Source organism: Bacillus sp. AFS001701 (assembly GCF_002559405.1).
Taxonomy (GTDB): Bacteria; Bacillota; Bacilli; order Bacillales; family Bacillaceae_G; genus Gottfriedia.
In genome coordinates this window covers 1-18,458 of record NZ_NTZO01000232.1, presented here as the reverse complement: position 1 = coordinate 18,458, position 18,458 = coordinate 1, and the positions used below count along the sequence as shown (strand labels likewise).

At 31.4% G+C, this 18,458-nt stretch carries 20 protein-coding genes and 1 pseudogene; 11 read left to right on the top strand and 10 right to left on the bottom strand.

Annotated elements, in window-relative coordinates; all coding sequences use genetic code 11:
• Positions 1 to 215: 215 nt before the first annotated feature.
• The 5 genes from nagE to phaQ all read right to left on the bottom strand — a co-directional run bounded on the left by nagE (position 216) and on the right by phaQ (position 3,525).
• A complete protein-coding gene (gene nagE, locus CN514_RS15685) occupies positions 216 to 1,580 on the bottom strand; it encodes an N-acetylglucosamine-specific PTS transporter subunit IIBC (RefSeq protein WP_098233391.1) in 1,365 nt (454 codons plus the stop codon).
• Positions 1,581 to 1,762: 182 nt separating this feature from the next.
• A complete protein-coding gene (locus tag CN514_RS15680) occupies positions 1,763 to 1,951 on the bottom strand; it encodes an alpha/beta-type small acid-soluble spore protein (protein ID WP_098233390.1) in 189 nt (62 codons plus the stop codon).
• A 90-nt stretch (positions 1,952 to 2,041) separates the two neighbouring features.
• Positions 2,042 to 2,485, bottom strand: a complete 444-nt coding sequence (locus CN514_RS15675; RefSeq protein WP_098233389.1) for a MaoC family dehydratase — start codon at positions 2,483 to 2,485, stop codon at positions 2,042 to 2,044.
• A gap of 63 nt (positions 2,486 to 2,548) precedes the next feature.
• Positions 2,549 to 3,058: a hypothetical protein gene (locus tag CN514_RS15670; RefSeq protein WP_098233388.1), complete on the bottom strand. Its 510-nt coding sequence runs from the start codon at positions 3,056 to 3,058 to the stop codon at positions 2,549 to 2,551.
• 47 nt (positions 3,059 to 3,105) lie between these two features.
• The gene (gene phaQ, locus CN514_RS15665; RefSeq protein ID WP_098233387.1) at positions 3,106 to 3,525 is read right to left on the bottom strand and encodes a poly-beta-hydroxybutyrate-responsive repressor; all 420 of its coding nucleotides are present in this window, start codon (positions 3,523 to 3,525) and stop codon (positions 3,106 to 3,108) included.
• A 208-nt stretch (positions 3,526 to 3,733) separates the two neighbouring features.
• On the opposite strand from phaQ, the gene CN514_RS15660 reads away from it, so the two are divergent.
• From CN514_RS15660 to CN514_RS15635, 6 genes are all read left to right on the top strand, one after another.
• Entirely contained in the window at positions 3,734 to 4,246 is a 513-nt protein-coding gene (locus CN514_RS15660) for a polyhydroxyalkanoic acid synthase subunit PhaR (RefSeq protein ID WP_097975792.1), read from the top strand.
• A 21-nt stretch (positions 4,247 to 4,267) separates the two neighbouring features.
• Positions 4,268 to 5,011: a 3-oxoacyl-ACP reductase gene (locus tag CN514_RS15655; RefSeq protein WP_098233392.1), complete on the top strand. Its 744-nt coding sequence runs from the start codon at positions 4,268 to 4,270 to the stop codon at positions 5,009 to 5,011.
• A 49-nt stretch (positions 5,012 to 5,060) separates the two neighbouring features.
• Entirely contained in the window at positions 5,061 to 6,140 is a 1,080-nt protein-coding gene (gene phaC / locus CN514_RS15650) for a class III poly(R)-hydroxyalkanoic acid synthase subunit PhaC (protein WP_098233386.1), read from the top strand.
• Positions 6,141 to 6,273: 133 nt separating this feature from the next.
• Positions 6,274 to 7,494: an NAD(P)/FAD-dependent oxidoreductase gene (locus tag CN514_RS15645; protein ID WP_176525930.1), complete on the top strand. Its 1,221-nt coding sequence runs from the start codon at positions 6,274 to 6,276 to the stop codon at positions 7,492 to 7,494.
• A 98-nt stretch (positions 7,495 to 7,592) separates the two neighbouring features.
• On the top strand, positions 7,593 to 8,261 hold the full coding sequence (locus CN514_RS15640; RefSeq protein WP_098233384.1) for a DUF421 domain-containing protein: 669 nt from the start codon (positions 7,593 to 7,595) through the stop codon (positions 8,259 to 8,261).
• 24 nt (positions 8,262 to 8,285) lie between these two features.
• Positions 8,286 to 8,792 (top strand): DUF3189 family protein, encoded by a 507-nt coding sequence (locus tag CN514_RS15635; RefSeq protein ID WP_097975785.1) that lies wholly within the window; start codon positions 8,286 to 8,288, stop codon positions 8,790 to 8,792.
• 28 nt (positions 8,793 to 8,820) lie between these two features.
• On the opposite strand, the gene CN514_RS15630 is transcribed toward CN514_RS15635, so the two are convergent.
• On the bottom strand, positions 8,821 to 9,300 hold the full coding sequence (locus CN514_RS15630) for a spore coat protein (RefSeq protein ID WP_098233383.1): 480 nt from the start codon (positions 9,298 to 9,300) through the stop codon (positions 8,821 to 8,823).
• A 210-nt stretch (positions 9,301 to 9,510) separates the two neighbouring features.
• On the opposite strand from CN514_RS15630, the gene CN514_RS15625 reads away from it, so the two are divergent.
• Positions 9,511 to 9,912: a DinB family protein gene (locus tag CN514_RS15625; protein WP_176525929.1), complete on the top strand. Its 402-nt coding sequence runs from the start codon at positions 9,511 to 9,513 to the stop codon at positions 9,910 to 9,912.
• Positions 9,913 to 9,971: 59 nt separating this feature from the next.
• Here CN514_RS15625 and CN514_RS15620 read toward each other — a convergent pair whose 3' ends face one another.
• Both CN514_RS15620 and CN514_RS15615 read right to left on the bottom strand, forming a co-directional pair.
• Positions 9,972 to 10,319: a DUF3905 domain-containing protein gene (locus tag CN514_RS15620; protein ID WP_098233381.1), complete on the bottom strand. Its 348-nt coding sequence runs from the start codon at positions 10,317 to 10,319 to the stop codon at positions 9,972 to 9,974.
• A gap of 590 nt (positions 10,320 to 10,909) precedes the next feature.
• Positions 10,910 to 12,652, bottom strand: coding sequence for a B12-binding domain-containing radical SAM protein (locus CN514_RS15615; protein ID WP_098233380.1), 1,743 nt, complete (start codon positions 12,650 to 12,652; stop codon positions 10,910 to 10,912).
• 534 nt (positions 12,653 to 13,186) lie between these two features.
• Between CN514_RS15615 and mtnB the strand changes: the two genes are divergently transcribed.
• The 4 genes from mtnB (at position 13,187) to CN514_RS15590 (ending at position 16,907) form a co-directional block, all read left to right on the top strand.
• Positions 13,187 to 13,822: a methylthioribulose 1-phosphate dehydratase gene (gene mtnB, locus CN514_RS15610; RefSeq protein WP_098233379.1), complete on the top strand. Its 636-nt coding sequence runs from the start codon at positions 13,187 to 13,189 to the stop codon at positions 13,820 to 13,822.
• 463 nt (positions 13,823 to 14,285) lie between these two features.
• Entirely contained in the window at positions 14,286 to 14,477 is a 192-nt protein-coding gene (locus CN514_RS15605) for an aspartyl-phosphate phosphatase Spo0E family protein (protein ID WP_098233378.1), read from the top strand.
• Between the two features lie 76 nt (positions 14,478 to 14,553).
• Positions 14,554 to 15,000, top strand: coding sequence for a MarR family winged helix-turn-helix transcriptional regulator (locus CN514_RS15600; RefSeq protein ID WP_056474121.1), 447 nt, complete (start codon positions 14,554 to 14,556; stop codon positions 14,998 to 15,000).
• Positions 15,001 to 15,212: 212 nt separating this feature from the next.
• Entirely contained in the window at positions 15,213 to 16,907 is a 1,695-nt protein-coding gene (locus tag CN514_RS15590; RefSeq protein WP_098233376.1) for a M3 family oligoendopeptidase, read from the top strand.
• A gap of 154 nt (positions 16,908 to 17,061) precedes the next feature.
• Here the strand turns inward: CN514_RS15590 and CN514_RS27020 are convergent, their stop codons facing one another.
• Together CN514_RS27020 and CN514_RS15585 are read right to left on the bottom strand one after the other, a co-directional pair.
• Positions 17,062 to 17,172, bottom strand: a complete 111-nt coding sequence (locus CN514_RS27020; RefSeq protein ID WP_483295018.1) for a hypothetical protein — start codon at positions 17,170 to 17,172, stop codon at positions 17,062 to 17,064.
• A 54-nt stretch (positions 17,173 to 17,226) separates the two neighbouring features.
• Positions 17,227 to 18,458, bottom strand: a pseudogene (locus CN514_RS15585) (efflux RND transporter permease subunit); the annotation flags it as partial.

Here is an 18,458-nt window from a genome sequence, read left to right as displayed (position 1 = left end):
CGCTTATGAGGAAGTATAATACATGATTTAGCTAATATAGTTCCTCATGAACCGCTTATGAGGAAGTATAATTCAAGATTTAGGTAATATAATTCCTCATGAACCCCTCATAAGTATATATCCTTTAATTTTAGCTTATTCACCAACTCATAAATCCCTTAATCAACAAAATAAGCAAAAAAAGCTTGCCCACATGGACAAGCTTTGTATTTCAATTATTTAACTTGTTTTTTCAAGTCTTCAGCAACAAACTCTACGTTTGTACCTACAACTACTTGTACGTTTTTATCGTCTAATTTAATAACTCCACGAGCACCTGCTTTTTTAAGAAGTGCTTCATTTACTTTAGAAGCATCTTTTACTTGTAAGCGTAAACGAGTTGTACAGTTATCAATATTTGTTAAGTTTTCTTTTCCACCTAGAGCTTGTAAGTATAAAGAATCACCAATTTCAGTTGTTACTTCATCAGTTTCAACTTCTTCGTCTTCACGACCTGGTGTTTTAATGTTAAATTTCTTAATTGCGAAGTAGAACACGATAAAGTAAATTACACCAAAGATTAAACCGATTAGGATTAACAGAATTGGTTTAGTTGCAATATTGTAGTTCAGAATGTAGTCCATGAAACCAGCTGAGAATGTAAAGCCATCTTTAATTCCTAAAGCATTTACGATACCCATTGATAAACCAGTTAAGATTGCATGGAACGTATATAGTACTGGTGCAATGAACATGAATGCAAATTCGATTGGTTCAGTAATACCTGTTAAGAAAGATGTTAAAGCAAGACCAATAAACATACCTGCAACAGTTTTACGTCTTTCAGGTTTTGCAGCAGCGATCATTGCAAATGCAGCAGCTGGAAGACCAAACATCATAATAGGGAAGAAACCAGTCATGAATGCACCAGCAGATTTGTCACCAGCGAAGAATCTGTTTAAGTCACCGTGAACTAATTTACCAGCAGCATCAGTAAAGTCACCTAAGTTGAACCAGAAAATTGTATTTAATACGTGATGTAGTCCTAGTGGGATTAAAATACGGTTTAAGAAACCGAATACTGCAGCTCCGATTGGACCGATATCAATGATCCAGTTACCAACTGAGTTAATTCCATCTTGAATAGCTGGCCATACATAACCAAATATTCCTGCTAATATAAGCATAGTAGCTGAAGTTATAATTGGAACGAATCGTCGTCCACTAAAGAACCCTAACCATTCAGGTAATTTAATACCACTGAAACGGTTGTAAAGAAGACCAGCTACAACTCCAGTAATAATACCACCAAGGGCAGCCATGTTAATATCTTTATTTATTGTAGTTGTTCCTGCAGTTAATACAAAGTAACCGATTGCACCTGCAAGACCGGCGGCTCCATTTCCATCCTTTGAAATACCGATTGCAACACCGATTGCAAAGATTAATGGAAGATTAGAGAAAATTGCATTACCAGCAGCCGCCATAAACGGAATGTCTAGTAGATCAGGTTGTCCAAAGCGCAGTAAAAGACCTGCAGCGGGAAGGACAGCAATTGGAAGCATTAATGCTTTACCAATGCGTTGTAAGAAACTAAGCATATTATTTTCCCTCCGAAAATTATTATAATGATTACGCTTTCAATAATAACTTAAAAGTTTTAACTTGTCTATACAACTAGTTAAGATAAAAATATTTTCTTCCAAAAAAATTAAAAAATAAAAAGGGAAGAATCAAATCTCCCCCTATATTAAGCCATTTTATATAGTTTGTTTTTCTTTAATTATTGACCCTTTAAATGACTTTGCGCTTGAGCAATTAAACGTTTAGTGATTTCGCCACCAACTGATCCGTTTGAACGTGCAGTTGTATCGGATCCTAAATTTACACCAAATTCGTTAGCGATTTCATATTTAAATTGATCAAGTGCTTGTTCTACACCTGGAACTAATAATTTATTCGTTCTTGTCATGATGATCTCCCTTTCTGTAAGTAATAGCTTACAATTCTATTTTTTACATTTAGGGTTTTCTCATGCTTGGTAAATACAGTCATATTAGGTTTAAGTTAACTTTTTAACCAATGCTGATCCTTCAACGACGAGTACATTATCTTGATTATATACATTCGTTTGAAGCGTTAATAATTTTTTATCATCTCTTTTACGTATAACACTGACGATTACTTTAATTGTGTCATTAATTTTTACTGGTGCTTTGAAAAATACTTCTTGAGATAGGTAGATGGTGTTTTTGCCGGGTAGTTTTGTACCTAGTACTGAGGAAATAAAGCTGCAAATCAACATACCATGTGCAATTCTTTCCTTAAAGATGCTTTCTTTTGCAAAATCATCTAATAAGTGAATTGGATTTACATCTGTTGAAATTGCAGCAAATTGTTCAATTAACTCTGCAGTAATTTTAACTTCAAGAATAGCTTCGTCACCAACTGAAATGGAGTCAAAATGAACTTCCTGTACATTTCTTGCACTTTCGAAAACATTCATTTTGTTTCATCCTCTCCTTGATGAAATGTTTAGCTAATCAAGAAAATTGTTTAAGTATATTGATTATAGTTTTGTGAATGAGAATTCTTGTAAGTTTTTAAACCAATCTTCTTGTGTTTTTTGGAACTGTTGGTACATGTTAGTCCAAGCAGTATAAGGTGTGTTATTTAATGGTTGTTTAAAAAATTGTTGAAAAAATTGTTGTTGTTGATTTGAAAATGTACTCATAGCTTGAAAAAACGGTTGATATGGATTTTGATTCATATTTGTCCATAAAGATTGAAATGGAGCAAACTGATCAAATAATTTTTTCCAAGTTTTTTCATAAGTTTCTTGATTAATTGTAGGCTTAATTTCGTTTAATAACTTAATCATTTCTTGGAATTGCTCGTAAGACTCTTGTTGTTGTACTTGAACTTGTTCGTTTAAAGTTTTCCATTGTTTTGCTTGTTCTTGAAATAAAGACTCTGTCCATTGTTGAATTTGTAATTGATTGTCTAATAAATATTGAAGCATTTTTTGAAAATTCTCAGCTGCAAGTTCAGTTTGTAATTCGATTGTTTTTTCAGTCATTAGTGTTTCCTCCAAAAAAATTTATTATTGAATGCATTGCTGCAATTTCAATCATTTTTAAAACTTTGATCAGAGTTGCTAAATGGAAAGAATGAATTTGTGTAAATCGAAAAAAATGTTTGGAGCATCTGATTATATTGAGTAAATGAATTATGACAAGTTTTTAGATATTCCTCTCCAGCATCTGTAATTGAGTAAATTCGCTTTGCTGGACCTTCCATTCCATATTCCCAACTAGATTTAATATAACTTTCTTTTTCAAGTTGTCTTAGAATTCGATAAACATTACTTGAATCAAGCGTAGTAAAACCTAAATCAAATAATACTTGCATTAATTTATAGCCATGCATATTCCATTGCTTAAGGCTAAGAAGTAGAAAGGGAACTAAGAAGTTTTTAGGCAATGTAATCGATTCAGAGGTTTCGTGTTTATTTTTTTTACTTGTTTCCTTTTCATTTGTTGTCATAAAGTTATGTTCCCCCCTATATCGTAGTAATGGAATCATCATCCCTTAGGTGTAATTTACACTTAGTTAAATTTATTGTCAATGTATTTTAAATATAATGAATATTAAAAAACAAATTTCGACAGAAAATGTAGAAATATCGCGAAAACATTGGATTGTTTTGTCGTTAGCTTGTTTTCTATACTTAAAAGTAGTGAGGGGGATTAACATGTCAGAGCAAAATTATTCAGATCCATTGAAAATGTGGAAGCAAATGTATGATGTAAATGAAAAATACTTTGGAAAAATGATGAACGAATATGTTCAGAAAGAAGAATTTTCCGAGTGGATGGGTTCTGTAATAGATTTTAATCTATTCTGTAAAAAGATGTTGAATGATCAATCAAAAACCTTCTTAGAGGCTTCAAATATTGCTTCTAAAGAAGATATCGCAAATGTAGCTAGCTTAGTGATTAATTTAGAATCGAAAGTAGATACATTAGAAGATCAATTATATTTAGATTCCCAACCCGAGTTAGATGTAGCAGCATTGAAAAAAGAGTTAGACATTGTGACAGTTAAACGAGATCTTACAAAATTAAAAGCTGAAACCAAATCAATTCATCAACAAGTTAGTGAATTAAAGTCTTCAATGGAAAGTATTGAACAACTAAAGTCTTCAATGGCTAACATTGAACAACTTTTACAACAATTAACGACTAAACAACCAACAAAACAATAATTAGTTAAAAAAGGAGAAATGATAATGGATTTAGTAAATCGTGTAGCGATCGTAACAGGTGGAGCAAAAGGGATAGGAAAAGGTATAGCATTTGCTTTAGCAGAAAAAGGTGCAAAAGTTGTAATCAATTATAATAATAGTGAAGCACACGCAAAAGCAGTGGTAGATGAACTTTTTGAAAATGGTTATGAAGCGTTAGCAGTGCAAGCTAATGTTGCTGATTTAGATCAAGCGAAAGCATTAATTGATCGTACGGTTGAGCATTTTGGCCGATTAGACATTATTGTTAATAATGCTGGTATTACTAGAGACCGTAGTTTCAAAAAACTAAGTGCAGAAGATTGGCATGAGGTTATTGATGTAAATTTAAGCAGTGTTTATAACACATGTAATTCTGCTTTACCATACTTACTTGAATCTGATAACGCTCGTATCGTTAATATTTCATCAGTTATTGGTCAGGCAGGCGGATTTGGCCAAACAAACTATTCTGCTGCAAAAGCTGGTATGATTGGATTTACTAAATCATTAGCACTTGAATTAGCAAAAACAAACGTTACAGTAAATTCTGTTTGTCCAGGATTTATTGAAACTGACATGGTGAACGAAATTCCGGAAAATGTAAAAGAGCAAATTAAATCAAGAATACCAAAGAGAAGATTTGGTACTGTAGAAGAGATTGCTAAAGCTGTTATTTACTTATGTGAAGGTGGAGAGTACATTACTGGTCAACAGATTAATGTAAATGGCGGACTATACGTTTAAGTCTTACTTATAGATGACCTTTTTTTAAGATCAAAAGGGGGGGAAATGTGTGTTTTATTCACAAAAGTTAGAAGAAGCTACAGAATCGCTTCCGAGCGGATTAAAAGAATCATACAAAAGATTGAAGAAAACTGCAGATATTCTTATAAAAGAGGGAGAACCTTTAGTAGGTCAATCTCCTAAAGAAGTGATTTGGACGAAAAATAAAAGTAAATTATATCATTATATTCCAACTACAAAAAAGGTAAAAAAGACTCCAATCCTTCTTATTTACGCTTTAATTAATAAACCATATATTCTTGATTTAACAAAGGGGAACTCTTTTGTTGAGTATCTTGTTAATGAAGGATTTGATGTTTATTTATTAGATTGGGGAACTTTTGCTCATGAAGATCGTCATTTGAAATTTGACGATATTATTCACGACTATATTGCAAAAGCGGTAAATAAGGTACTTCGTTTTTCAGGTGCAAAAGAATTATCGATGTTAGGATATTGTATGGGTGGTACTTTAACAAGTATTTACGCATCACTTTATGAAAATGCACCAATTAAAAACTTAATTTTTGTAACTAGTCCATTCGATTTTTCAGATACAGGCTTATATGGTGCATTTTTAAATGAAAAATACTTTGCACTTGATAAAGCTGTTGATACATTAGGGAATATTCCTCCTGAAATGATCGATTTTGGTAACAAAATGTTAAAACCAGTTACGAATTTTGTTGGACCTTATGTAACTTTATTGGATCGCTCTGATAATACAAAATTTATTAAGTCGTGGCAGTTAATGCAAAAATGGGTTACAGATGGTATTCCATTCCCAGGTGAAGCATATCGCCAATGGATCAGAGAGTTTTACCAACAAAATAAATTATTAAGCGGTGACTTAGAAATTAGAGGAAGAAAAGTAGATGTATCTAACATTAAAGCTAATGTTTTAAATATTTCTGCTACGAAAGACCATATTGCGATGCCTTGCCAGGTTGAAGCATTAAATGAGCATATTTCTAGCGTAGATAAGCAGTATGTTTCGATTCCATCAGGCCATGTGTCAATCATGTTTGGACCTGTTTCATTAAAAACGACATATCCGACAATTGGTAAATGGTTAGCTGAAAGATCATAATTTCAGTAAATTTCTAGAAATCCATTCAAATTATATTATGTTAAAAAATCTCACTTTTAAAAAAGTGGGATTTTTTTTATTCAACTGACAAAAACTACCTTAAATATGATCTGAAGAAAGGAGCATAGAAGACGTGAAAAGTATTAGCGGGATTTTGTATTGGCCCACGACTTACACTGATTCACATCCTGAACTAGAAAATATAAAGCCACTCGATATAGATCTAGATTGTGATTTTGTAATAGTTGGAGGCGGTGAATCAGGGAGTTTATGTGCATATTTCTTAAGTCAAACAGGAGCTAAAGTCGTTTTACTAGATAAACGAAAAAAAGTAGTACAGGGAAGTACTAGTGCAAATACGGGGCTATTACAATATTCAAATGACAAAACTTTACATTCGTTTATTAATTCATATGGAAAAGAAAAAGCTGTCCGTCATTATCAATTATGTGTAGAGGCAATTAAAGGTCTTGAAGAAATGTCAAAAACAATTGATATTAATCCTGATTTTATAAAAAGAAAAAGTTTATACTATGCTAGTAATTTAGATGGTAAAGAAATGATTGATTTGGAATATAAAACATTAAAAGAAAATGGTTTTAATGTTGAACGATATACAAAATCACAAATTGAAGAAAAGTTTAACTTTACAAAGGAAGTTGCACTGTTCACAGGGGATGACGCTGAAGTAAATTCATATAAATGTGCACACGGCTTACTTTTATATGCTTTGAACCGAGGATTGAAGGTGTATTCGGGTACAGAGGTAACTCGGATCATCGGTACAGATGAAGGGGTACAACTTTTTACTAAAAATAAACATACGGTTCGAGCAAAAAAAGTTATTTTTGCAGGAGGCTATGAATCGATGGAGGTAAAAAGTGAGAAAAATGCAATTTTAACTTCAACATTTGCGATTGCAACACAACCTCTAGTTGAGAAAAACAATGCATGGTATGAAAATTGTTTAATTTGGGAGACGGCAAGACCATATTTATATCTCCGAACCACAGTTGATGGAAGAATAATTGTCGGAGGACTTGACGAACCTACAATAATACCAGAAAAACGTGAATCTATGTTATTCCATAAAAAAGAACAGCTTATAAAAAATTTAATAGAGTTGTTTCCTCATTATAAAGAAGCTAAAGCAGAATATTATTGGACAGGTACATTTGGGGGAACACATTCCGGCTTGCCAATGATTAGACATTACGATGAATATCCTAATTGCCTTTTTTTAATGGCCTATGGTGGCAATGGTACGGTTTATAGTTATATATTAGCTAAAATAATAAAAGATCTAGTTACTGTCGGGTCTCATCCAGACGCATCAATTTATATGGATAATTAAATTTTAATTAGAATGTTAATCAATTACCAATTTTATGTATAAAAAGAGTAAAGTAGTAAGAAAATTTAATAGGTAATAAAAATATAGGAGTGTATTACATGAGTTATCATGAAATGTTTACAGAGTTGTTTTTAGGTTATATAGCTCTTTTTATTGTCGTTAAAATTAATGGGAAAACACAAATTACACAAATTACACCATTTGATTTGATTTCGTCACTAGTATTAGGAAATATACTAGGAGATGGAATATATGATAAAGAAGCAAATCTACCAAAAATTCTTTTTAGTATTTTTGTTTGGGGTGCTTTAATATTTGTTACAGAGGTCTTGACACAAAAGTCAATGTGGGCAAGAAAGTTCTTAGAAGGTGATGCTTCTGTTGTAATTAGACATGGGGCAATTCAATGGAAAGAATTGAAAAGAAATCGTTTAGACACTGACCAATTGATGCAATTGCTAAGAGCAAAGGATACTTTTGCAGTAAGTGAAGTTGCGTATGCTATTTTAGAAAATGACGGTACGATTAGTGTCTTGAAGAAATCAAATTTCGACACGCCTACGAAACAGGATTTAAAAATTCAAATGGAAAAAGAATTTTTACCGGTGGTCGTAATTAGTGATGGGAAAATAATTAAAAGAGCTCTTAACTCGTTGAAAAAAGATGAAAAGTGGGTTCATAAAAAACTTTCTGAGTCAAATTTATCACTTAAACAAGTATGCTTTGCAGAATGGGATTCAAAACAATTACATTTACATACGTATTAATATAAAAATTTGAGGATGAGATAAATGAAATATTATATTTATTACTGTTTTGGAGGTACACATTCTTCACCTTTGGCTGCTGCATATCATTTAAAGCAATTACCACTTGATCGCCAGCCGACGACGGAAGAAGTAAAGAATACCTACTTATTTAATAAACTAAAGCCAAAAGATGGTGGAAAACTATTTTATCACGGTGAAGACGAAAATGGAGACCAAGTGTATACAGTAGCAAAAAGATATACTAAAAATGTACCGACAGCAATCGAAGGTTTAGGAAAAATCTTATTAAATGAAGAAGATAAAATTATCTTATCAAGTACATCGCCAACAGTACCATTAGCTATGACTCTTGGTGGTTTTACGTCAAGATTTTTACATATCGATTTTATTGGGGTTCCATTACTTGTATTAGGGGCTAAGCAAACTTATCTTAATTTGATAAAATTAGTTGAAAATACGAAAAGATATCATAATATAGCAGCTGAAAAGGTCACTGACTTATCAAATAAAAACTTCAACAAAGATTAAAAAATGGACGTTCTATTACGTCCATTTTTTAATACGGCATATTTATGACATCCATAGCTTTTTTAGCATCGTTTTCGATTAACTTATTAATATTAAATACTGAATATTGACCTTGTTTTGATAAATAGCTAAAAATTTGAGTATGCAAATTGTTCACCGAAACTAGATGCTTAATAAATAAATTATTTAAATCAGGAGTAGCTGTTTCTGTAAGTGCATGCGCATACATTTTTGTTAATACTTTTGTTGCTGATAATAAATCTTCTGCACTCATTTCGCTTGCTAATTTATCGCTTGCTGCATCCCTTTCCCCAATCGTAATATTGCTCATAAATTTTAGTAAATCCCGTAAGTTATTTTCAAACAATGTAATAGAAGTTTTATATAATTCTTTTAATCCTGAATCTGTTATATTTTTTATATTTGTTTTAAGCTTATATAAGTAGTAAGTAGTTGTAGCAACAATTTCATGTAATTCTAATGTTTCATGCCAAGCCAATATTCTCATCAGTATCCCTCCTTTATGGTACAAGTCTATTCATTAAGGAATGGTTATATGACGGAAAAAAGGTAGAAGTTAAGCAGGAAAGGAGGAAAAAGGGAGAAGGTTGGAAATGAGGATAGATTTAGAACTATTCCGGCCATTCGTGTCCCGGCCAATATGTATATTGAAAATGTGATTCATCAAATTAGTTTATGTGTAAAGAGTGTTTTAGAAATGATTGATTTAATTAATGAAGAAGATTTAAATTTCCGACCGGTTGAAGAAAAGAAATCGATTGGGGAGTTAGTCCAGCATCTATGTGAGCTTATTGGTGCTGATATCGAAATTATGAGCGGTGCTAGTCAAGAAATAATGGTTAAATACTATACCAAGGTTGAATGCAAATCATTAGTTGAAATGAAAAGTTTATTACAAAAAAACTTTCATGAATTAAAGGAATTCTATTTTAATATGAAAGAAAAAGATTTAGTTGAAAAAGCTACTTCATATTGGGGTCTTCAATATTCAAAATTTGAATGGTTATTAGAGATTTTAGTCCACTTCACTCACCACAGAGCACAATTACATATGCTACTTGTCCAAAAAAAGGGCGATATTAATATCGGACTATTTTAAAGACAAAATAGGGGATAGGAGAAATGATACTTTCTTCCTATCCCCTAATCTGCACTTGATCAGTCCGTCGTTTCATGCTGTGGATGCATAAATTGTTTTGCAGGTTGTTCTCTCTTTTTTGATTCTAATAGGTCAGTGTTTTCTGCACTTGCCCAACCAATATCATTTGTTGGATGAATCCATTCGTCGCCTGCCATAACTGATGGATCAACATCATCAGACCAATTATTTATTGGAGAATTAGGAGAGCTATACTTACTGTCTCCAATTACTACACCCTTTGAATTTACAAAAGGTTCTTCCATTTTAATGTCTGTCCCTTTAAAAGAAGGAAAACTTGAAATATGGGGCAAAGTATCATTCATTACCGGTGAATCGATTTCAGTTTTCTCATTTTTTCTCTTCATTATATATCACCTCTACTTACAAATTATTATTTGCTATTTAGTAAATTAAATACAAAAGGACAATATTAAAAAATATTGTCCTTTTCAAAGGATTGCTATATTTAATGGTCAATAGGGAAAAAGTATATTAAGTGATCAAAATTGATTATAAAATATTTTGATAATGATTAAATGATTTTTGATGTTACTATGTTCGAGAAGTGGTATTTATACAAAAAAACTCTATTACTTGGACAAGCTCATTTGTTTAAGTTGATTTCCAAAGTTATTTGACATAATAACTGATTAATAAACTGTTATTGGTACTCTAAGTAAAGGATATTAAATTAGCTTTTTAGTGTAGACTTCTTTTGATGAAAAAGTTGATTGGAACGAAAGGGGTGCTCGACTCCTATGGGATAAGCGGGAAGGCTAAAGAACCCGCAGGCTTGCCGAGGAGGCTAAAGAGTCTCGTCCCATGGAAAGCGAGCACACCGTAGTGGAAATCAACCTCACCCTTCTCCTTTACGAAAAATTGGTAATTAATTGACAAGATTTTTTTCAAGAGTATGAAAGAGGACAATATCCAAAATGAATATTGTCCTCTTTACTTATGCTTCTATAGTAAAAAATGAAGGTGATAATGTTTTAGGTGAGAAATAAACTAACATCGCATAATTACCAGTTCTATATTCTCCAGTTAGGAAGAAATGTTCGATATCAAATGAAAGTGATTCAATCATTGTATGCTTATAAATTTCTTTTTCATTTAAATTAAGTGAAATAAAATCTGAACCTAAATATTCAGGATTTTCGATAATTCGTTTATAAATATCCTTCGCAAAATCATGGTTTGTTACTTCGTCCCACCAAGGTTTACGCGGTTTATATTTATGATTTAAGTAATAATCAATTTTCATAATATCTTTAACGATTGGCTCGTTATTAATTTGATAGTGAGTTAAAAACTCATTTAGACGCTTAAATAAATCTTCAAGCTGGTGGCCGATTCTTGACCAACCTTTTTCTTCCCAATATGAACCAAATAATTGGAAGAAATCAAATGGACTTTCAAACTCATTTTTAATTAAATATTCAATCGTACTATTTGTTCGATGGTCATTCCAATATTTTTCGAGTACGTCTTCAACTTGCTTAATTTTTACAATATCGTCAAAGGATAGTACATTATTACTTAATATTTCATAAGGAGCATAATCCATATACACATAATCATGTTCATGCGCTCTTAATCGTACGCCTGTGCCTCTTAGCATTTTTAAGAATCCTAGTTGCAGTTCTTCCGGCCTTAAAGCAAAAACGTCATTGAATGTTTGACGGAATGAATTGTAATCCTCTTCAGGTAAACCAGCAATTAAATCTAAATGTTGATCTATTTTTTCGCCATCTCGTACAAGTGTGACAGTTCTGCAAAGCTTTTCAAAGTTTTGTCTTCTCATAACTAGTTCGTTTGTAGCATCATTTGTAGATTGAACACCTATTTCAAATCGGAATAAGCCTTTAGGAGCATTTTGATTTAAAAATTCGATGACTTCTGGTCGCATAATATCACCAGTAATTTCAAACTGGAATACCGTTCCTTCCACATGTTCGTCAATTAAAAACTGGAACATATCCATTGCATAACTACGACTTATGTTAAAAGTTCTGTCTACGAATTTAAAAACCTTCGCTCCGTTTGCCATAAGGTAACGAATATCATCTTTGATAACCTCTCGATTAAAATATCGAACCCCAACTTCAATAGAAGATAAACAAAACTGGCAATTAAATGGACAACCTCGGCTTGTTTCGATATATTGAATTCTTTTACTTAGAAATGGTAAATCCTCTTTAAAGCGATAAGGTGATGGAATAGTTGTTAAATCTAATTTTTCGGTTTGTGGTTTAATGATATTTTTTCCTTCATCTCGATAACCAATGCCATTGATGGAAGTGAAATCATTCCCATTTTCAATAGCTTTAATTAATTTCTTAACGGTAATTTCTCCTTCACCAATCGTAATGATGTCAATTTCTTTTACGCGATCTAACCAATAATTCACATCATAGCTTACTTCTGGTCCGCCAACAAAAATAATAACGGAAGGATCAATTTTTTTATACATACGGATGACTTCAATTGTTTGTTCGATATTCCAAATATAGCAGCTAAAGCCAAGTATTTTTGGTTTGCGTTTATATAAGTCTGTGATGATGTTAAGACTTGGGTCTTTAATTGTATATTCTGCAAGCTCTATATTATATTCAGGCTGAGCATACGCTTTAATGTATCGAATACCCAAATTAGTATGGATATATTTTGCATTTAATGTTGCTAAAACAATGTTCATTTATATACCTCGTTCTAAATTATTATCGATTTATTTTATCATAAAATATTGAGATTACTAAATTTTCAAAAGCGAAAGAGAAAATGAATGAAGAAAAGGAGCGATTCAAATATAAAATAACATCTTTGTTAGGGTATTTAGTTAACCCTTTAACGTGATTTCGTCTAACTGAAACTTGCCAGATTTTATAGTAGATTTTCTTCACATTTTTTATAAAAAAGACATATGATTTACTAAATACAAAAAAGTTTCCCTAGGGAAAGAAAGGATAAACAATATGAGTAAGAAAGTTTTATTTTTCACTTATTTGTGTAATAAAATAGGAGTGCTATCAAATCAGGATGTAAAAAAAGTATTAAATCATTAATTACTATCAAAAATGGTTAAAAGTTGTAGAAAATTGATGATTGTTCATTTACTTAGAACTATTGACAATGAAGACCAAGACATGACATAATTTTATTAAATAGTATGAATAGTTTGAATTTTTAGTGGTGTCCAAATAGATAGTCTAAATAAGTGGAGGTGTAAATTATGAGTTTATTTTTAGAACAATGGAAAAAGCTTGCGAATATTAAATGTGATTTGGCTAAAAGAGATTGGTTTTATGGTACTAGTGGAAACTTGTCTATGAAAATTTCAGATGATCCATTATTATTTCTAGTAACAGCGGATGAGAAGGATAAGAGAGCACGCTGTGATGAAGAATTTATAGTAGTTAATAATCTTGGTGAACCAGTATTTGATACGGTATTAAAGCCATCACTTGAAACGTTGGTTCATGCAAATATTTACGAAAAAACATCTGCTAGTTGTGTGCTTCATGTACATACTGTAGATAATAATGTTATTTCTGAATTATTTGGTGATGAAGGGCAGGTAGAACTTGAAAATAATGAAATGATTCATATCTTAACAAGTTCTTATTTTGAAAATAAAATAACTGTTCCAATCATTGAGAATGCACAAGACATGGAAACTTTTAAACGTGCATACACTCCATTTTTAACAAATGATTTTGGGGCTGTTCTTGTTAGAAATCACGGGATCACTGTTTGGGGGAGAAGCCCACTAGAAACGAAGAAGTGGCTAGAAGGAATTGAATTTTTAATAAGTTATAAAGTAAAACTAATGATGATTCAAGGTCATAAAATAAAAGCAGGCAACTAAATAAAAGCGAAAAAAGCTGAAAAAGTAGTGGTAAATAAATTCCATTACATTTCAGCTTTTTTATTTTATAATAAAATTATACTATTTTTTAAAAGTGATTATTTGTAGTAGGTTTTGCTAAATAAAATCTCTTAAGAGTATACTGTATATAAAGAAATTGAGCATTACTATTTGTACATAGCTACAATTTACTAAAATTTAGATGAAAGTGCCTATAGAATTTCACTTAAATCAAAATTAATCATTTTAAGCAGGATTTAATAAAAAGTCGTCTAATTTATAAGTAAGAACGATAGAAAAAAGCGCTATTTCATAAAATAAATAAACCTACTAGGTAATTTTGCTTAGTAGGTTTCATATTGTATCAATTTTAAATAATTTAGATAGAATGAATAATAGAAATTAATTCGATTATGAGTGAAAAGGTTTGTTAAAAAACATCCTGTAGAAGGGAATCAGTCTAATGAATGAATATCAACTCAGCCGTTTATTATTATCTATTTCCTTAAAAAGGGAAGAAATGGTATTTTTTGCGGAAACTAAAGGGTTAAACGAACATTTGACCTTAAAGGCCAGTCAAGAATTGGACGAGTTAATTATTTCATACCAAAAAAAATTGCAATCGGAATTAAATAAGTCATTTTTATTGAAATAATCTTAAGATTGATTAATAAGTGTAAAATAAAAATATAGAATGAACTATGTAAAAGAAATTGAAGGGGTAAAATATTATGGAAGAGACAAATAGAAAAGATATCGAGCTTTCATTAAAGCTATTTATTGTATTATCGCGAGCTCATAGAAAGATAAATGATTCTGCAAACAAATCAATTGCTAGTTTTAATTTAAACCCAACTGAATTTGCAGTGCTAGAGCTCTTGTATCATAAAGGAAATCAACCACTTCAACATATTGGAGAAAAAATATTAATTGCAAGTGGCAGTATTACTTATGTTGTAGATAAACTTGAGAAAAAGGGTTTAGTTTATCGAAATCCTTGTAGCGCAGATCGTCGAGTAATTTATGCAGAAATAACTGAAAGTGGAAATAAACTGATGGAAGAAATTTTTCCTGTGCACGAAGAATTTTTACATGAACAAATGAGTGATCTATCTAATGAAGAAAAAAATTTCTTAATTCACTTATTGAAGAAAATTGGATACCATGGGTCTAACTAAAAAAGCTCTCATTTTGTGGAGCTTTTTTTATTTTCAATCAAATATCTTTCAAAAACAACTATTTATGCTATTAAAAACTAGTATCTCTGCAATTTTAGTGTTTGATTTTAAGCAAAAAATTTTTAAATTTTCAGAAATTTATTTAGATTTAGGTTTTTTTACAGGAAGTTTTTTTATATAATAGCAATATCACAAAAAATGGAGGGATTAACATGGGTTTTCAAGATTACCAGTATTCTAGACCAAATATTAAGAACTTTGGGGAACAATTTAAACGTTCACTACAAAATTTTTATGATGCTTCAACGGTCTACGAACAAGAATTAGCAATGAATGAAATCAATGATTTAAGAAATGAATTTTCAACAATGGAAAATTTATGTGCAGTTCGCCATTCAGTTGATACAAACGATAAGTTTTATGAAGATGAGCAAGCGTTTTTTGATGAGAACACTCCAATTGTTCAATCATATGGTCAACAATATTATAAAGCATTAATCGGTTCTCCGTTTAGAGAGCAACTTGAAGAAAAATATGGCGATCAATTATTTGCTTTAGCTGAATGTGAAGTGAAAATTCTAAGTGAAGAAGTAATTCCGGATTTACAGGAAGAAAATAAACTAACGACTGAATATGCTAAGTTAGTAGCGGCTGCTAAACTTCCGTTTTATGGTGAAGTGAAAACGTTAGCACAAATTTCAGCACATTTCGAGGATAAAGATCGAGAGGTTAGAAAGACAGCTTACGATACATACTTTGGATACTTCTCAGAGAATCAAGATAAATTTGATGAGATTTACGATAAATTAGTAAAAATCCGAACTCGTATTGCAAACAAACTTGGTTTCTCAAACTTTGTTGAACTAGGGTATGCTCGTATGATGAGGACGGATTACAATGCAAATGATGTTAAGAAGTTTAGAGAGCAAGTTCTTGAAACAATTGTTCCAATCGCTACCGAATTAAGAGAACGACAAGCTAATCGAATTGGTGTAGAACAACTTTATTACTATGACGATAAATTTGAATTTGTAACTGGTAATGCAACACCTAAAGGTAATCCAGAGTGGATTATTGAAAATGGTAAAAAAATGTATGATGAATTATCGAAAGAAACAAGTGAGTTTTTCAATTTTATGTTAAAGGAAAATTTACTAGACTTAGTTGCTAAGGAAGGAAAACAAGGTGGGGGATATTGTACTTATATTCCAAACTATAAAGCTCCTTTTATTTTCTCGAATTTCAACGGAACATCTGGTGACATTGACGTACTAACACATGAAGCTGGTCATGCATTCCAGGTATATGAAAGTCGTAAATTTGAAACACCTGAGTATAACTGGCCAACTTTTGAGGCGTGTGAGATTCATTCAATGAGTATGGAATTTTTCACATGGCCTTGGCAAGAAGAATTCTTCAAGGAAGATACACAAAAATACTATTTTACACATTTAAGTAGTGCAATTACCTTTATTAGTTATGGTGTGGCAGTAGATGAATTCCAGCATGAAATCTACGCAAATCCTGATTTAACACCTGAGGAACGTCACGGACTTTGGAAGAGCATAGAAGAAAAATATTTACCTCATCGAGCAAATGATGGAAATAGTTATTTAGAAAAGGGCGGTTTATGGCAAAGACAGGGGCATATTTACCAATCACCATTCTATTATATTGACTACACATTAGCTCAAATTTGTGCATTACAATTTTGGAATAAAATGCATGAAGACCGAAATTCAGCGTGGTCCGATTATGTTGGTCTTTGCCAATTAGGAGGAAGTAAATCATTTTTAGGCTTAGTTAAAGAGGCTAAACTTGAATCTCCATTTAATGATGGCTGTATTGAGGAAACACTAGAACCTGTTAGAAAATGGCTAGCAGGAGTTAACGATCAAAATTTATAAGGAATTACTCCGACTTTTTAAAAGTCGGAGTTTTTTTATATGGGTTAGAAAAGAAATGATTCTTATGTCGAAGAAGTACTATTAAAGATGAAAACAAAAAGAGAAAGGATTAACCTTTCTCTTCAAATTAATTATTAACTACTTTAGCAGTTTCCTAAGAATTAGCATGCTTCTTTGTTCTTTTTGTAAAGAACAGTTCATATACAACCGGAATAAATACTAGCGTTAATAAAGTCGATGAAGCTAAACCACCAATAACTGTAATAGCTAATCCTTTCGAAATAAGTGTACCACTAGACTTTGTTAATACTAATGGTAGTACGGATTGGAGTTCCTTATTATAAGTTAATTGCACATTTTGGTCTTTACCATCAATTTTTAATGTTCACATATTAACTGGGTTTGTTTGGTCAGCAACTAAACCTAAGATCATGCCAGAGGAGAGACCATTTTCAGAAACTTTTTTCTCATCAATTGAAACAATAACTTGTTTTTGTTTTTCGGAGAAATTATTCGTAACATATTTAAGGTGATTATTCTTTTTCATATAATCTTCAACTTTTTTTGCACTTTCTTGAAGTGCAACTAAGTTATTAGAATATAAATTGATGTCAACATTATTATTTGAAGGTGGACCCCCAGAAGAGTTCTCTTGCAATCCTACTTTAGCACCTTGAACTTCTGAAGCTGCTACTTTCTCCATTTTACTTTTTGTATCTTTAATAAATTGATCAACATCTGCACTTTGTTTTAAATTAATAAAATAGCTAGCTTTATTCTCAGTTTTTAGGCCAGTCATAAAGTACCGGCTACCAACACCAGTAGAAACTTCTTTCACTTGCTTCATATTTTTTCTAATGATGTTGATGATGGCAATTCTAATGAAGCAATGATTGATCGTGAAGATTCATTTGGAATAAATGTGAAACCAAGTCTACCTACTAAAGAGAAAGAACCTGCAAGTAATACAATTGCTAGTACAATGATAATCCATTTGCGATTTAATGATTTTTCAATCACTTTACCGTACCAAACTTAAATTTTTTCTTCTTTTTCTTCAGGTGGTACTTTTTTAAATGCATACCGACCTAAAATTGGTACGATTGTAATCGAAACTAATAATGAAGCAAGTAGAGCAAAAACAATTGTTAATGCAAAAGGTAGGAATATTTTACTAGTAAATCCGCCTACAACACCTAAAGGTAAGAAAACTACAATAGTTGTAATAGTAGAAGATGTAACTGCTTTTAATATTTCTTTTGTTGAAGATAAAATTAAATTATTTGAAATGCCTTCTTTTGATTTACGTATTCTTCGGAAAATATTTTCAATTACAACAATACTATCGTCCACTACACGTCCTACTGCGACTGCCATACCACCTAGGGTCATAATATTTAACGTTATATCTAATTTAAGCAAGAAAATCGATGTAATTAATAATGATAAAGGGATCGATAGAATAGCAATAAATTTAGCTCTGAAATTACGTAAGAAAATCAATACTGCTAATGAGGCGAATAATGCGCCTAATAAACCTTCTTTAATTAA

Bases quoted from the DNA above. Each gene is read 5' to 3' on its own strand.
- nagE (WP_098233391.1), bottom strand. From the start codon at position 1,580: ATGCTTAGTTTCTTACAACGCATTGGTAAAGCATTAATGCTTCCAATT.
- CN514_RS15680 (WP_098233390.1), bottom strand. From the start codon at position 1,951: ATGACAAGAACGAATAAATTATTAGTTCCAGGTGTAGAACAAGCACTT.
- CN514_RS15675 (WP_098233389.1), bottom strand. From the start codon at position 2,485: ATGAATGTTTTCGAAAGTGCAAGAAATGTACAGGAAGTTCATTTTGAC.
- CN514_RS15670 (WP_098233388.1), bottom strand. From the start codon at position 3,058: ATGACTGAAAAAACAATCGAATTACAAACTGAACTTGCAGCTGAGAAT.
- phaQ (WP_098233387.1), bottom strand. From the start codon at position 3,525: ATGACAACAAATGAAAAGGAAACAAGTAAAAAAAATAAACACGAAACC.
- CN514_RS15660 (WP_097975792.1), top strand. From the start codon at position 3,734: ATGTCAGAGCAAAATTATTCAGATCCATTGAAAATGTGGAAGCAAATG.
- CN514_RS15640 (WP_098233384.1), top strand. From the start codon at position 7,593: ATGAGTTATCATGAAATGTTTACAGAGTTGTTTTTAGGTTATATAGCT.
- CN514_RS15635 (WP_097975785.1), top strand. From the start codon at position 8,286: ATGAAATATTATATTTATTACTGTTTTGGAGGTACACATTCTTCACCT.
- CN514_RS15630 (WP_098233383.1), bottom strand. From the start codon at position 9,300: ATGAGAATATTGGCTTGGCATGAAACATTAGAATTACATGAAATTGTT.
- CN514_RS15625 (WP_176525929.1), top strand. From the start codon at position 9,511: ATGATTGATTTAATTAATGAAGAAGATTTAAATTTCCGACCGGTTGAA.
- CN514_RS15620 (WP_098233381.1), bottom strand. From the start codon at position 10,319: ATGAAGAGAAAAAATGAGAAAACTGAAATCGATTCACCGGTAATGAAT.
- CN514_RS15615 (WP_098233380.1), bottom strand. From the start codon at position 12,652: ATGAACATTGTTTTAGCAACATTAAATGCAAAATATATCCATACTAAT.
- mtnB (WP_098233379.1), top strand. From the start codon at position 13,187: ATGAGTTTATTTTTAGAACAATGGAAAAAGCTTGCGAATATTAAATGT.
- CN514_RS15605 (WP_098233378.1), top strand. From the start codon at position 14,286: ATGAATGAATATCAACTCAGCCGTTTATTATTATCTATTTCCTTAAAA.
- CN514_RS15600 (WP_056474121.1), top strand. From the start codon at position 14,554: ATGGAAGAGACAAATAGAAAAGATATCGAGCTTTCATTAAAGCTATTT.
- CN514_RS15590 (WP_098233376.1), top strand. From the start codon at position 15,213: ATGGGTTTTCAAGATTACCAGTATTCTAGACCAAATATTAAGAACTTT.